Here is a 14,119-nt window from a genome sequence, read left to right on the forward strand (position 1 = left end):
TCGAACCTTCGAAGGCTGAGCCGTCAGATTTACAGTCTGATCCCTTTGGCCGCTCGGGAATCTCTCCACACGGGGTGTCGCTAAGTATTACTAAATTGTATGCTGCTTTTGCATTATCTACACCGCTTAGCGCCGTGTAAAGCAAGATGGTGGAGGGGGAAGGATTCGAACCTTCGAAGGCTGAGCCGTCAGATTTACAGTCTGATCCCTTTGGCCGCTCGGGAACCCCTCCTAAGCAAGCGGGGCGCATCATATCAAATGACCGCATTCTGTAAAGGTTAAATTGCGAAAAAACCACTTAGGAGATGTTTTTTTATGCGGAGTGTTGAAAATAGCTGCAATCAACATCAAAACGCTAAAGAAAATGCTTCAGATGTCGTTATAAACAATGTTGATAACACAGGACATTCTTTGTTGTGATTGATCGTATTGATACCCGCGTACTAACGGATGAGCTGCAGCTAAACGGCCGCCTTCCGACAGCTATCGAGCAGGGACAGCGTAAAGACTTTGCGCTGCTGCTGGCGATGCTGTCTGCTAACGTGTGCGATCAAGCCCAATTTCAGATGCCTGCTCCAGAAACGCAGACGGCCAGTTTAAATCTGCCAGTGCCACCGAAAAGCCGTCTGTACGGTCATAACGTGGATATGCAGTGGGCCGATCAACGAACCCAAGCTTTCCATCAGGGCGGATTAGCATCGACGTGGCTGTTGGAGTGCTTGCAACCAGATCCACTGATTTATCCACCGCAAAATACCGCCGGTCTGAAACCTGAGGTGTATCACAACCTGTCATTGACTGAGCGCGATGAAGTGCAAGGCAAGAAAAGCCGAGCGCCACTGGATAGCCGTACACAACTGTTTGTTTCTTGCATGCAAGCGGCACGTACTCAAGCTGAGTTACTGCGCGCAGCCGCGTAACGTTATACTGACGTTCATCCTCTTTTTCTGATCTCTTCTTTGTTGTTTCTGCCTATTTTCTTCTGTCTATCATCAGGGTTTTATCCCATCGTCTTTATGTCTTGTGGCTTTTCCCTGTTGGGGAGTCTTTTGCCGACAATAAAAAACGGCAACCACTAGGGCTGCCGTTAAGTATACTGATTGGCGAATTAATACCGCTGATACAACAGGCGATACGTATTAGTGACTGACAATCTGCGGGTATTACAAAATAATCGTCCGGTTGCCGTGCACGAAGACGTGTTGATTGAGCACCAAGCGCAGGGCGCGACTGAGAACGTTTTTCTCCACATCACGACCGGCCAGCATCATGTCGTCAGCAGAGTAGGTGTGATCCACGTTAATCACGCTTTGCTCGATAATCGGGCCTTCATCCAGATCGTTATTCACAAAGTGCGCGGTAGCACCGATGATTTTTACCCCACGCGCATAGGCTTGATGATACGGCTTGGCACCGATAAACGCCGGTAAAAACGAATGGTGAATATTGATAATCTGATTTGGATAGTGGCCGACGAACTCGGGTGTTAAGACGCGCATGTATTTGGCCAGCACCAGATAATCCGGCGCATAGCGGTCAATTTGCTCGCACATTTTGGCATCGTGCTCCGCGCGGCTTAAACCTTCGTGGCTGACGCAGTGGAAAGGAATATCAAAGCGCTCCACCAAGGTGCGCAGAGTTTCGTGGTTGCCGATCACCGCGGCGATATCCACTTCCAGCCCGCCGTAATAGGCCTTCATCAACAGATCGCCGAGGCAGTGTGCCTCTTTGGTCACCAAAATAACGATTTTCTTACGACTGGCCGAGACCAGTTGGCGTTTGGTGCCTTCCGGTAACGCATCATCCAGATCTGCCAGTAAGGTGGTGTCGTTAAAAATCCCTTCCAGCTCGGTACGCATAAAGAAGCGACTGCTGCGATGATCCACGAACTCGTTGTTCTGAATGATATTGAGCTGGTGCTTGTAACAAATGTTGGTGATCTTGGCGATCAGCCCTTTGGCATCAGGGCAGTCGGTTAACAGAATTTTGCGTTCCATACTGAATCCGTGTCGTTAACATGAGGCCGGTTAAGCGGTTTTACTCCGAAACCTTTCAGCCGTCAAAGTGAATCCTTGAGCGGCTATGATTTACGTGAGCTGACTGCTCACGTAGGTGATTGCAATTGCTGATGATTGTGTGGCCGCCGCGGTTAGCCGCAGCATTTCTTGTATTTTTTCCCCGAACCACATGGGCAAGGATCATTACGGCCCACGTTGACGCTGTTGCGTACCGGCGTTTGCCGTGTCGCAGGCTGCGTGGTTTGCGATGTATCATGCTGATTCATTGTGCCATCAATATAGCGCCAAAGACCTTGTTCACGCACAAAGCGCGAGCGTTCGTGCAGCTGGCCTGGGTGACCTTCTTCGCTAAAGTGGGCAATAAACTCAACCCATCCTTCTTGATCATCATCGGTGATCGCGTGGCTGGCCGGCGTGGTCTCGACAATCTCTAAGGATTGCCAGCACACATCATGGCAAGCCTGCTCAATATCCTCACGAAACTCTGCAGCGTGGCGGCTGCTGTGATAAGTTGCAATCACATACTCAGGATTTCCCGTGGCGTGCGCGCTGTAGCGTGAACGCATCAACGCTTCGGGGGTTGCAGCTTGCTGCGCACCGCTTAGCAGCGGTTGGCAACAGTCAGTAAAGGCGCGTTGACTGCCGCAAGGGCAGCGATCCGGCGTGGCTTGATGTTCGGTCATGATATTCAGACTACGTATAGTGATAAGTACAGTGATAACGGTAATGCGAATTTCTCTGACGCGATTGTAGGACACACAAAATAAGGGTGTATAGCAGAAAATGGAGAAGATCAAAGTAGGCGTAGCACTCGGTGCGGGGGCGGCCAAAGGCTGGGCACATATTGGTGTCCTGCGGGCGCTCACGGATTTAGGCATTGAAGCCGATATCGTGGTGGGAACCTCTATCGGCGCCTTTGTAGGGGCGGCGTATGCCAATAACCGTTTGGCCGAGTTGGAAAACTGGGTCAAAGAGTTCAGTTATTGGGATGTGTTGCGACTGATGGACTTTGAGTGGGGCAAGGGCGGCTTGATCCGCGGCGAAAAAGTGTTTGATATCGGCGCTGGCATGATTGGGCGTAAAAACCTCGAAGAGTGTATTCGCCCGTTTGCCGTGGTAGCGACCGAGTTAGAAACCGGTCGTGAACGTTGGTTGATGAAAGGCGATCTCAAGCAAGCGGTGCGCGCTTCTTGCAGCATGCCTGGGTTGCTGTCGCCGGTGCAGCTTGATGGTAAATGGATGGTCGATGGCGCGGTGGTCAATCCGGTGCCGATCTCTCTTGCTCGTGCCATGGGCGCTGATTTTGTGATTGCGGTTGATTTGGGCCGTGAACACCATCTGGCGCAAATTGATTTGTTGTCGGCTTATCCACTCGATTTACCGCACCCAGAAGATCACAGTTGGCAGGCCAAATTGAAGCAAAAGTTGGAAAATCTCTGGCCGTCACGCCGCCGTCAGGTGCCATCGGTGCTGGATGTGATGACATCTTCGATGCAGATTTTAGAGCATCGTTTGAAAAAAAGCCGGATGGCTGGCGATCCGCCAGATGTCTTGATTCAGCCGGCAGTGGCGCAAATTTCGACGCTGGATTTTCATCAAGCAGCGGTGTCTATTGAAGCAGGTTACCGCGCCGTCGAGCGAGTGGCGGACCAATTAGAACCGATTGTTACTTTTTTGCAAATGCAGGCAGAAAAATAAGAAGCGGTCACAAAAATTGGGGTAAAGATGGGGAGAAAAAGGGCATAAATCACGATTGTGCATCACACTAGAGGCAGAGCTTGATATTTCGATGAGGACAACAGCATGCAGCCGGAAGAGGGCAGTTTCAGCGGATACCGTTTTATGTTGGTGGACGATGATCCAGTATTCAGGCAGCATCTGATTCACTTTTTGACTCACTATGATGGCACCGTCATCGAAGCACAAAATGGCCAATATGCGCTGGATAAGCTGGCGCATTATCAGCCCGACATCATCTTGTGCGATCTCAATATGCCGCAAATGGGTGGCATTGAATTAGTGACCATCTTACGTGCCCACGGTAATCAGACCCCAGTGATTGTTATTTCCGGCTCGGAGCGCTTTGCGGATGTTGCCGAAGCGCTGCGTGCAGGTGCGACGGATTATTTGCTCAAACCGCTGGATGATTTGTATGTATTGCATAGCACGATTAACGATGTGCTGCAGGCCCGTAAAAATCACGCGTTGGAAGTGGAGGAGTTAGGCGAATATTTCCAGCAGTTACAGGCCGAGCCGGAAGGTGCACTGCAATTGATTCGCGCTTTGCTGCCGCCGGCCCAGCAGACCATCAGCCACGCTCGCGTCCGCTATCGACAATTAGGCAGTAGCACCCAAGCAGGCTTAGTATTTGACTTAGCGCCAATGCATTCGCATCGTTTTGGTTTTTATGTGTTTGATATGGGCGCCGCCGGTCGACATGGGCCGATCGCTGCACTGCTACTGCGCACCTTGTTCAATGGATTTCTCAGTCAGCCGGACAAGATTAACTATGTCCTGACTCATCAAGATATTCTGCGCAAAATCTACCAAACGTTCCGCCAAGCGGGTCTGACATTCAATCCGCGTTTACTAATTGGCTCTTATGACAGCGAACAACGGCAGTTGCAAATTTCGGTTGCGGGGTTGTGTGCGGAAATCGAAACATCTGCGGGGATCCAGCGAGTGCATTCGTTATATCCCTTAGGAATGCAAAGCGGGACTCAAGGCAGTTCGCAGCAAGGCATTTTGCAAGTTGAGACGGTTCGTCTAGAAACAGCGCAGTGGAATGCGGTGGTAACCTCTCAGCGTCAAGGGCAGATGGTGCTTCATGTCCAATCCGAGGTGCAGCAGGCGCAAGCGGCAATCGCGGCATCAGCGGTTGCGGCAAACCAAGCGCTAAATTCAGCGCCTGAAAAAGATATAGCTGGAAAAGAACGGTCAGGTAAAAAAAATACCGACGGGGAAAACCCGCCGGCATCAGTAGTCAACTTATTTGCTCCGGAGATCCATTGCGGGACGGATACCTTGAGCTAATAGAGCCTGAGCTAATCGATATCGAGTTAATTAGTTGGCCTGAGGTTTGACATCCACTTTTTCCAGTGTTGGACGTTTACCTTCAGCGCCATGCATCCATGTCAGCAGTTTACCGGCGCTCAGCAGCAGGATGATACCGGCGATAGTTGCGGCGATTGCGATACCACCAAAGATAGCCAGTGGGCCGGCCTCTCCGACAAAGGAGCCAATGATCCCTGCGGTATAGTTCGCCAGCGCGTTAAAGCCAAACCACGCACCCATCATCAGGGAAACCAGACGCATCGGCGCCAGCTTGGTCACCATGGACAGACCAATCGGTGACAAGCACAGCTCACCTAAGGTATGGAACAGGTAAGCGCCAACCAGCCAAACCATGCTGGCCTTACCGGTCTGCTTAGCTTCAAATACGGCACCGATCATGAACAGGAAGCCGAGCGCCAGCATAAACATCGCCATAGCAAACTTCACTGGTGAACTCGGTTCACGTGGACCCATCTTCACCCAGATAGCGGCAATCAGCGGCGCCAAAGTGATAATGAAGAACGGGTTCAGGGATTGGAACCAAGCGGTCGGTACCTCAAAGTTACCAATCATGCGGTTAGTGTGCTCGGCCGCATAGATGTTCATCAGACCGCCGGCTTGTTCAAAACCAGCCCAGAACACCACGGTAAACAGACCCAGAAACAGGATAACCTTCATGCGGTCAGCTTCTTCGGCAGTCAGCGGCGTTTTACGGTTGGTGTTGAGCGCTTTATCACGTTTAGCTGCCGGTACTGTACCGATATCACCCAGCAATTTACGGGCAAACGTCAGCTGAACCACCAGCGCTATCAGCATACCGACACCGGCACAGAAGAAACCGGCTTTCCAACCAAAGCTGGCAGATACAGAGCCTGCAACCAGACCGGCAATCAGCGCACCTAAGTTGATCCCCATATAGAAGATGGTGAAGGCACCGTCACGGCGATGATCGCCATCATGGTATAAATCGCCCACCATGGTAGAAATATTTGGCTTAAACAGGCCATTACCGCAGATCAGCAAACCGAGACCCGCATAGAATGTCACCAGATCGGAGCCACTTAGCAAACCGTGTGGCAGAGCGAGGGTAAATTGGCCCAGCGCCATCAGCGTACCACCGATCAAGATAGCCTTTCGCTGCCCCAGAATATTGTCAGCCAGCCAGCCACCAATCAGTGGAGTGATATATACTAAACCGGTATACAAGCCGTAGAGTTTCAGGGCGTCTTGGGTTGACCAGCCTAAACCACCATTGATTGTTTTATCAGTGAGATACAGAACCAAGATAGCTCGCATCGCATAGTAGGAAAAACGCTCCCACAGTTCAGTACTGAACAGAAGGAACAGTCCTTTGGGATGACCCAAAAAAGTTGATTGTTGTGTGTTGTTCATCACTTACCTTTATATTGTTCTTTATAAGCACCCGCTAATTTTTATATACACTTTAGTGATTTCATCTGCAATCTAAAACATTTCAGACACAATTGGTTGTAACGCTAACTTGTTGTATCTTCAGCGGCTATTGCAATAGGTTGTGGTGCCATTAGTGCTTTTCGAACATATAAAAACAATGTTAAACATTAAAATTGTGGATTTTTATAGTTTTTTTATCTAATTATTCAGGTCATGTTTAGACGATCCGTTTTAATGTCAGCTAAAGTGCGATGTTGACTAAATGTGATCTGGATTAACATGTGTGGTGTAGAGCATATTCTGCTGGCAGCGGCTGCTGACGCAGCGGTTCGGATTTCAGCTTAATTACCTGATATAATTACAAGAGAACCAGCATCTTGGCTGGTAAAGCAACATTTTTATGCGAGGGTGCAGCATGTCTCAATTCCAAGTTCATAAAGCCGTAATCCCAGTGGCGGGGCTGGGAACCCGAATGCTTCCTGCGACAAAAGCCATTCCCAAAGAAATGTTGCCAATCGTAGATAAACCGTTGATTCAATACGTTGTGAATGAATGTATTGCCGCAGGGATTACCGAGATCGTGCTGGTTACCCACTCTTCCAAAAACTCCATTGAAAACCATTTTGATACCAGCTTCGAGCTGGAAGCGACCTTGGAAAAGCGGGTAAAACGTCAGTTGTTGGCTGATATTCAGTCTATCTGTCCAAAACACGTCACTATCATGCACGTGCGACAAGGGCACGCTAAAGGTTTGGGGCATGCGGTGTTGTGCGCTAAACCGCTGATTGGCAATGAGCCGTTTGCGGTTGTGCTGCCAGATGTCATCATCGACGAATATGACGCCGATTTGCATCGTGAGAATCTAGCCGAGATGTTGCATCGCTTCGATGATACCGGCGTTAGCCAGATTATGGTTGAGCCGGTACCGCACGAAGAGGTTTCGAGCTACGGGATTGCCGATTGTGGTGGTGCACAGTTAGAACCGGGCGAATCGCATGTTATGCGCGCTGTAGTAGAAAAGCCTACTCGTGAAGAGGCACCATCAAATTTGGCGATTGTTGGCCGCTACGTGCTGCCTGCACGAATTTGGCCATTGCTGGAAAAAACCCCCGTGGGTGCCGGCGATGAAATTCAGTTGACCGATGCGATTGCCGCCTTAATGGAAGAGCAACCGGTAGATGCTTACCATATTCGCGGGCGTAGCCACGATTGCGGTAGCAAGCTCGGCTATATGCAGGCTTTTGTTGAATATGGCATGCGTCATTCGGAGCTGGGAGAAGAGTTTACCCGCAATCTCAAAGCATTGCTGGCCACAGCTAAATAATTGATTGAAGGATACCAAGAGTATGGCCATTCTGGTTACCGGTGGTGCCGGTTATATTGGTAGTCATACCGTGTTGGAGCTGCTAAACAGTGGCAATGACGTTGTAGTCATTGATAATTTGTGCAATTCCAGCCGTGAATCATTGCGTCGCGTGGAAGCGCTAACTGGCCGTAGCGTGACGCTCTATGAAGCTGACGTATGCGATCGCAGTGCGTTGCAGACCATTTTTGCGCAGCACGCGATCGATGCGGTGATCCATTTCGCAGGATTGAAAGCGGTAGGGGAATCGACCCAAATTCCGCTCAAGTATTACCAGAATAATATTGCGGCGACACTGGTGTTGTGTGAAGAGATGGAGCGTGCTGGTGTGTTTCGCTTGGTGTTCAGCTCATCGGCGACCGTGTATGGCGATCCGCACACTGTGCCGATTCAAGAACACTTCCCGACCAGTGCGACCAATCCGTATGGCCGCTCTAAACTGATGGTTGAAGAAATGTTGCGTGACATTGTTGCTGCAGATCCGCGCTGGTCAGTGGTCTTGTTGCGTTACTTCAACCCAGTCGGGGCGCACATTAGTGGCCAGATTGGTGAAGACCCAAATGGCATCCCGAATAATTTACTGCCGTACATTGCTCAAGTAGCGATAGGTCGTTTGAAGCAGTTGTCAGTGTTTGGGAATGATTATCCAACGCCGGATGGTACTGGAGTGCGTGATTATATTCACGTGGTGGATTTATCTCTTGGCCATTTGAAAGCGCTGCAATACATTGCCGATCGTCATGGGGTGTTTACCTTTAACCTCGGCACAGGGCAGGGCTATTCTGTTCTGGAGATGGTGAAAGCATTTGAACAGGCAAGTGGCCGAGCGGTGCCGTATCAGGTGGTTGCTCGTCGTCCGGGTGATATTGCCGTGTGCTATGCGGAGCCTGACTTGGCTGCGCAAGAGCTGGGATGGCGTGCCGAGCGTGGGTTGCCAGAGATGATGGCAGATACCTGGCGCTGGCAAAGCCAGAACCCTAATGGCTATAAAGATTAATTTTTCGTAGTTCGCTTTACTTAAGAGACAGTAATGAAGGTTACCGTATTTGGTATCGGGTATGTGGGGCTGGTTCAGGCAGCCGTACTCGCTGAGGTCGGTCATGACGTGATGTGTGTCGACGTTGATGCCCGCAAAGTTGAGAATTTGAAAAACGGCATTATCCCAATTTATGAGCCGGGTCTAACTCCGCTGGTAAAGAGTAACTATGCTGCAGGTCGCCTGATCTTTACTACCGATGCCAAATCCGGTGTCGATCATGGCGAGATTCAATTCATTGCTGTGGGTACGCCGCCTGATGAAGATGGCTCAGCAGATCTGCAATATGTGTTGGCGGTAGCGAAAACCATTGCCACTCATATGCAATCACACAAAATTGTGGTGGATAAATCCACGGTTCCGGTCGGTACCGCAGATAAAGTGCGCGCCGCGATTACCGAAGTTCTGCAAGCGCGCGGCTCAGCGCTGGCCTTTGATGTGGTATCTAACCCTGAGTTTCTCAAAGAGGGCGCCGCAGTTTCTGACTGCATGAAACCCGATCGCATTGTGATTGGTTCTGATAATGCTGATGCGGTTGAAATGATGCGTGAACTGTACGCGCCATTTAACCGTAACCACGATCGTTTGATCTGCATGGATGTGCGCAGCGCCGAGCTGACCAAATATGCTGCTAACTGCATGCTGGCGACCAAAATCAGCTTCATGAACGAGATGGCGAATCTGGCAGAGCGTCTGGGCGCCGATATCGAAATGGTACGTAAAGGGATCGGCTCTGATCCGCGTATTGGCTACCACTTTATCTATCCTGGTTGTGGCTACGGCGGCTCTTGCTTCCCGAAAGATGTGCAGGCTCTGGTGCGGACTTCCGAATCAATTGGCTATCAGCCACAGTTGCTGCAAGCGGTTGAGGCGGTGAACAATCGTCAGAAATACCGTTTACCAACTCTGATTAAGCAGCACTTTGGTGAAGATCTGCGTGGCAAAACATTCGCTCTGTGGGGACTGTCTTTCAAGCCGAACACGGATGATATGCGCGAAGCTTCTAGCCGCGTATTGATGGAAGAGTTGTGGCAAGCTGGCGCCAAGGTTCAGGCCTATGATCCAGAAGCGATGGAAGAAACGCAGCGCATCTACGGTCTGCGTGATGACTTGCTGCTGCTGGGAACGAAAGATGCTGCGCTGAACAATGCCGATGCATTGATCATCTGTACCGAATGGCAGAATTTCCGGGCTCCAGATTTTGATTTGCTTAAAGACAAGCTGCGTCATCCAGTCATTTTTGATGGGCGTAACCTGTACGAGCCAGAGCGTATGCAAAAACGTGGTTTCACCTACTACGCCATTGGTCGTGGGGCGTCAGTACAGGCCGGTCCATCCGCATAAGGGCGATGGATAGGTGACATAGTGAGTTTTATCAGTAAGGCAAGACAATGAAATTTCTGGTTACCGGCGCGGCCGGTTTTATCGGGGCTAGTCTGAGTGAGCGTCTGTTGGCGCTAGGTCATCAGGTGGTCGGTATTGATAATCTTAACGATTATTACGATGTGAGCCTGAAACAAGCACGCCTAGATCGCTTAACTCCACATGCACAGTTCAGTTTTTATCCACTGGATTTGGCTGATCGCGATGGTATGGCGACGTTGTTCGCCCGTGAGCAGTTTGATCGCGTGATTAACTTAGCGGCGCAAGCCGGTGTGCGTTATTCGCTGGAAAAACCGATGGAGTACGTAGACTCCAATCTGGTGGGCTTTGCCAATATTCTGGAAGGTTGCCGACATAATAAGGTCCAGCATCTGCTGTATGCATCCTCCAGCTCCGTGTACGGCTTGAACCGTAAGATGCCGTTCTCGACTGATGATTCGGTCGACCACCCGATCTCGTTGTATGCGGCGACCAAAAAAGCCAATGAGCTGATGGCGCATACCTATTCCCATCTGTATGGGATCCCGACTACTGGCCTGCGTTTCTTTACCGTGTATGGTCCGTGGGGACGCCCTGATATGGCGCTGTTCAAGTTCACCAAAGCGATTTTGGCCGGTGAACCGATTGATGTCTATAACTACGGTAATATGCAGCGTGATTTCACCTTTATCGACGATATCGTGGAATCGATTGTGCGTCTGCAGGATGTGATCCCACAACCAAACGCTGAGTGGACGGTGGAAACCGGTTCACCAGCTACCAGCTCTGCGCCGTATAAAGTGTACAACATCGGTAATAATGAGCCGGTGATGTTGATGGAGTATATCGAAGCGCTGGAGTCGGCACTGGGTATGGAAGCACAGAAAAACATGCTGCCAATTCAGCCGGGCGATGTGCTAAATACCAGCTCTGATACGTCTGAGTTGTACAAGACTATCGGCTTTAAGCCGAAAACGACGGTACGTGATGGCGTTCAGCAGTTTGTTGACTGGTATCGTGAGTTTTATCAGCAATAAATATAAATAGAGTAGGTTTGAGTTAGACAGAAAGCACAGAAACTGAAAACGCCAAAAATGCAGTCTGACATAAAAAAAAGCGCCGATTATCGGCGCTTTTTTATTGGAGTCATTACTCTCGAATCCATCCGCCGTGAAAAGCGTGATGGGCCGAAATAAACTTAAGCGGTGATGGCAAAGCTTTCCAGGCTAGCACCTTCTTCCAGTGCTTTTTTGATCAGCGCTGGCGTGCGGCCTTGGCCAGTCCAGGTTTTTAACTCACCATTTTCATCACGGTATTCGTATTTGGCTGGGCGAGCGGCACGCTTAGATTTTTTGGCTGGTGCATTATCAGCCAGCAGATTCAGCAGTTCGTTAGGATCAATGCCGTCAGCAATCAGCATTTCGCGGTATTGCTGCAATTTACGCTGACGCTCTTCATTTTCAGCCCGATTTTGTTCGGCTTCATGACGGCGCTCTTCCACCACAGTGGTCAGCTTTTCCAGCATATCATCCAGTTGTTCCATAGGAAGCTCGCGGGCCAGAGCTCGCATGTTACGAATATTGGTTAACAGCTTAATCATGTCGCTCATCGTATTTATCTCGGAGAAATTTATTGTTTCTTATGCTGTATTAAATGCGCACAGCAAATCTAATTGGATCAGTAATCAAAGATAAATAAATGCGATTTAAAAGTACATCATTAAAAGATGAAAAATAAAATTAATAACAAATATTCGGATCTGTCATCAAAAAATCTATTTAATGCCCCTGTTATCCATAAGTAGGTTGCAAACAGAATCTGAATATCTGTCATTCTTTCTTATTTAATTGTGTGATTTTTAAGTGAAAAATTCTTGGCGGAAAACTGAATTTTTGCATTGCATCACTGAAATAAATTGTTACTATGGATTTCGCTACAGAAAAGTAGAGGTGCGCTGTTTATCAGTAACTGTCAGGAGGGTGATGCCAGAGATTGACAGCGAAAGGAGCCAGCGCCGAAGTCAGAAACGCTATCGAAGCTTTCTGGCTGGTGCAATTCTCGAACAGGGCTTGCACTGCCATAGTCATAAGTTTGTTTATTACACTATGGAGCGCTACTGGTTGGTTTTGGTGCACATGTTCGTTGTTCCGTACCTTTAGTCATTTGACTGTCAGTAGATCTTCGCCGTACTTTTAAGGTAAAGATCATGAATATTGTTGATTATTCCAATTCATTTTGGGCGGTTTTGCCCCCTTTCACTGCACTGGTTCTCGCTGTTGTTACCCGCCGCGTTCTTTTTTCGCTAGGAATGGGGATTGTTCTGGGTGCGCTGCTATTAACGCAATTCTCACCATTAAATGCACTGGGCTATTTACAACAAAAAGCCACGGCATTGGTATGGGATGATGGCGCGCTGAACTGGTGGAACATTCATATTCTGCTGTTTTTATTCTTGCTGGGCGGAATGACCGCGATGTTAACGCTTTCTGGTGGTAGCCGCGCTTTTGCTCAGTGGGCCAGACAGCGGATTAAGACACAACGTGGCGCTAAGTTGCTGACTGTATTCTTAGGTGCCTTCATCTTTATTGATGACTATTTTAACAGTTTGGCCGTAGGCTCGATTGCTCGCCCTGTAACCGATCGCGCTCATATTTCGCGTGCCAAGCTGGCCTATATTCTGGACTCCACCGCCGCACCGGTGTGCGTGATGATGCCGGCGTCTAGCTGGGGGGCGTACATTATCACCATTATTGGTGGCATTTTGACCACGCACGGTGTGACCGAATACACCCCGTTGGGCGCGTTTGTCGCTATGGTGCCGATGAACCTGTACGCCATTTTTGCGCTGGTGATGGTGCTGGTGGTGTCTTGGTTGTCACTGAATATCGGTCCGATGCGTCGTCATGAGCGCATGGCCAGCGAAGGGATCTCCCTGACCGGTCGTGAGATGGAAGAGCAGAGTAACGATCACGGCTTTAGCGTGCGTGAGCTGGAGTCCGGTCGAGTTTCCGATCTGCTGATCCCGATTATTGCGTTAGTCGTCGTGACCGTTTCGGCGATGCTGTTTACCGGTTATCAGGTACTGGCCGCCAATAATCAGCCATTTGGCATTATCGGTGCGTTTGAAAATACCAATGTTGGCCTGTCATTGGTGAGTGGTGGCTGTGTGGGTCTGTTGTTATCGGTGTTGACCACCGTGCGTCAGCGTGTGGCGATGGCCGATCTGCTGCAAGCACTGCTCAGCGGTATGCGCTCGATGCTGCCAGCTGTCTATATCCTGCTGTTTGCTTGGACTATCGGTGCGGTGATCAAGGATATGTCGACCGGTAAGTACCTGTCGTCGTTGATTCAGGGCAACTTGCCACTGAGCCTGCTGCCGGTGCTGCTGTTTATGGTGGCGGGTCTGATGGCGTTTTCCACCGGCACCAGCTGGGGTACATTTGGGATCATGCTGCCGATTGCAGCGGATATGGCGGCAGCGGCGGATATTGCCATGCTGTTACCATCCATGGCTGCGGTTATGGCGGGCGCGGTATTTGGCGATCACTGTTCACCGATTTCCGATACCACTATCTTGTCCTCCACCGGTGCGCACTGTAATCACTTAGATCACGTGACGACGCAGTTGCCATACACCTTAGCGGTTGCGGGGGTGTCGGCGGGTGGCTTTATTGCGCTGGGCATGACGCAGTCAGCGTGGGTCGGGTTGGCCGTGACCGGTGTCCTGTTCACTACCATGATTGGTATCTTTTATTTCCTGCAGCCACGACCTGTGGCGATAAAAGCAGTATGATAAGAAGGGGCGGGTAACCGCCTCTTTTTTTATCTGTGTGTTGTGGTTTTATTTTCCGCTGCTTTTCGTTCTTTGGGTTT

General features: G+C 49.9%; 12 protein-coding genes, 1 tRNA gene and 1 riboswitch. Of the genes, 8 read left to right on the forward strand and 5 right to left on the reverse strand.

Annotated elements, in window-relative coordinates:
• Positions 1 to 147: 147 nt before the first annotated feature.
• Positions 148 to 232 (reverse strand) — tRNA-Tyr (locus L975_RS06310).
• Between the two features lie 184 nt (positions 233 to 416).
• Here L975_RS06310 and L975_RS06315 point away from each other — a divergent pair.
• Positions 417 to 920 carry a VC2046/SO_2500 family protein gene (locus L975_RS06315; protein WP_010864136.1) on the forward strand — a complete coding sequence of 168 codons (504 nt, stop codon included), beginning with the start codon at positions 417 to 419 and terminating at the stop codon, positions 918 to 920.
• Positions 921 to 1,163: 243 nt separating this feature from the next.
• Here the strand turns inward: L975_RS06315 and purU are convergent, their stop codons facing one another.
• Entirely contained in the window at positions 1,164 to 1,997 is an 834-nt protein-coding gene (purU, locus tag L975_RS06320; RefSeq protein WP_047707773.1) for a formyltetrahydrofolate deformylase, read from the reverse strand.
• A 152-nt stretch (positions 1,998 to 2,149) separates the two neighbouring features.
• Positions 2,150 to 2,701 (reverse strand): YchJ family protein, encoded by a 552-nt coding sequence (locus tag L975_RS06325; protein WP_047707775.1) that lies wholly within the window; start codon positions 2,699 to 2,701, stop codon positions 2,150 to 2,152.
• A gap of 100 nt (positions 2,702 to 2,801) precedes the next feature.
• Here L975_RS06325 and rssA point away from each other — a divergent pair, with 100 nt between their 5' ends.
• Positions 2,802 to 3,716: a patatin-like phospholipase RssA gene (rssA, locus tag L975_RS06330; RefSeq protein WP_039045618.1), complete on the forward strand. Its 915-nt coding sequence runs from the start codon at positions 2,802 to 2,804 to the stop codon at positions 3,714 to 3,716.
• Positions 3,717 to 3,821: 105 nt separating this feature from the next.
• Positions 3,822 to 5,051 (forward strand): response regulator, encoded by a 1,230-nt coding sequence (locus L975_RS06335; protein ID WP_052181315.1) that lies wholly within the window; start codon positions 3,822 to 3,824, stop codon positions 5,049 to 5,051.
• Positions 5,052 to 5,081: 30 nt separating this feature from the next.
• Here L975_RS06335 and L975_RS06340 read toward each other — a convergent pair whose 3' ends face one another.
• On the reverse strand, positions 5,082 to 6,464 hold the full coding sequence (locus L975_RS06340; protein WP_047707776.1) for a peptide MFS transporter: 1,383 nt from the start codon (positions 6,462 to 6,464) through the stop codon (positions 5,082 to 5,084).
• Positions 6,465 to 6,900: 436 nt separating this feature from the next.
• Here L975_RS06340 and galU point away from each other — a divergent pair, with 436 nt between their 5' ends.
• The 4 genes from galU to L975_RS06360 are packed head-to-tail and all read left to right on the forward strand — an operon-like array spanning position 6,901 to position 11,283.
• Entirely contained in the window at positions 6,901 to 7,809 is a 909-nt protein-coding gene (gene galU / locus L975_RS06345) for a UTP--glucose-1-phosphate uridylyltransferase GalU (protein ID WP_039045620.1), read from the forward strand.
• A gap of 22 nt (positions 7,810 to 7,831) precedes the next feature.
• Positions 7,832 to 8,845 (forward strand): UDP-glucose 4-epimerase GalE, encoded by a 1,014-nt coding sequence (galE, locus tag L975_RS06350; RefSeq protein WP_039045621.1) that lies wholly within the window; start codon positions 7,832 to 7,834, stop codon positions 8,843 to 8,845.
• 33 nt (positions 8,846 to 8,878) lie between these two features.
• Positions 8,879 to 10,228: a UDP-glucose/GDP-mannose dehydrogenase family protein gene (locus L975_RS06355; protein ID WP_047707780.1), complete on the forward strand. Its 1,350-nt coding sequence runs from the start codon at positions 8,879 to 8,881 to the stop codon at positions 10,226 to 10,228.
• 47 nt (positions 10,229 to 10,275) lie between these two features.
• Positions 10,276 to 11,283 carry an NAD-dependent epimerase gene (locus tag L975_RS06360; RefSeq protein ID WP_047707782.1) on the forward strand — a complete coding sequence of 336 codons (1,008 nt, stop codon included), beginning with the start codon at positions 10,276 to 10,278 and terminating at the stop codon, positions 11,281 to 11,283.
• Positions 11,284 to 11,444: 161 nt separating this feature from the next.
• Here the strand turns inward: L975_RS06360 and L975_RS06365 are convergent, their stop codons facing one another.
• Positions 11,445 to 11,855, reverse strand: a complete 411-nt coding sequence (locus L975_RS06365) for an H-NS family nucleoid-associated regulatory protein (RefSeq protein WP_010864126.1) — start codon at positions 11,853 to 11,855, stop codon at positions 11,445 to 11,447.
• A gap of 327 nt (positions 11,856 to 12,182) precedes the next feature.
• A riboswitch (Lysine riboswitch) is annotated at positions 12,183 to 12,370 on the forward strand.
• A gap of 82 nt (positions 12,371 to 12,452) precedes the next feature.
• Between L975_RS06365 and L975_RS06370 the strand changes: the two genes are divergently transcribed.
• Positions 12,453 to 14,039 (forward strand): Na+/H+ antiporter NhaC family protein, encoded by a 1,587-nt coding sequence (locus L975_RS06370; RefSeq protein WP_010864125.1) that lies wholly within the window; start codon positions 12,453 to 12,455, stop codon positions 14,037 to 14,039.
• Positions 14,040 to 14,119 lie beyond the last annotated feature (80 nt).

Origin of the sequence: Plesiomonas sp. ZOR0011 (assembly GCF_000800945.1) — a bacterium.
Taxonomy (GTDB): domain Bacteria; phylum Pseudomonadota; class Gammaproteobacteria; order Enterobacterales; family CAMTGL01; genus Plesiomonas; species Plesiomonas shigelloides.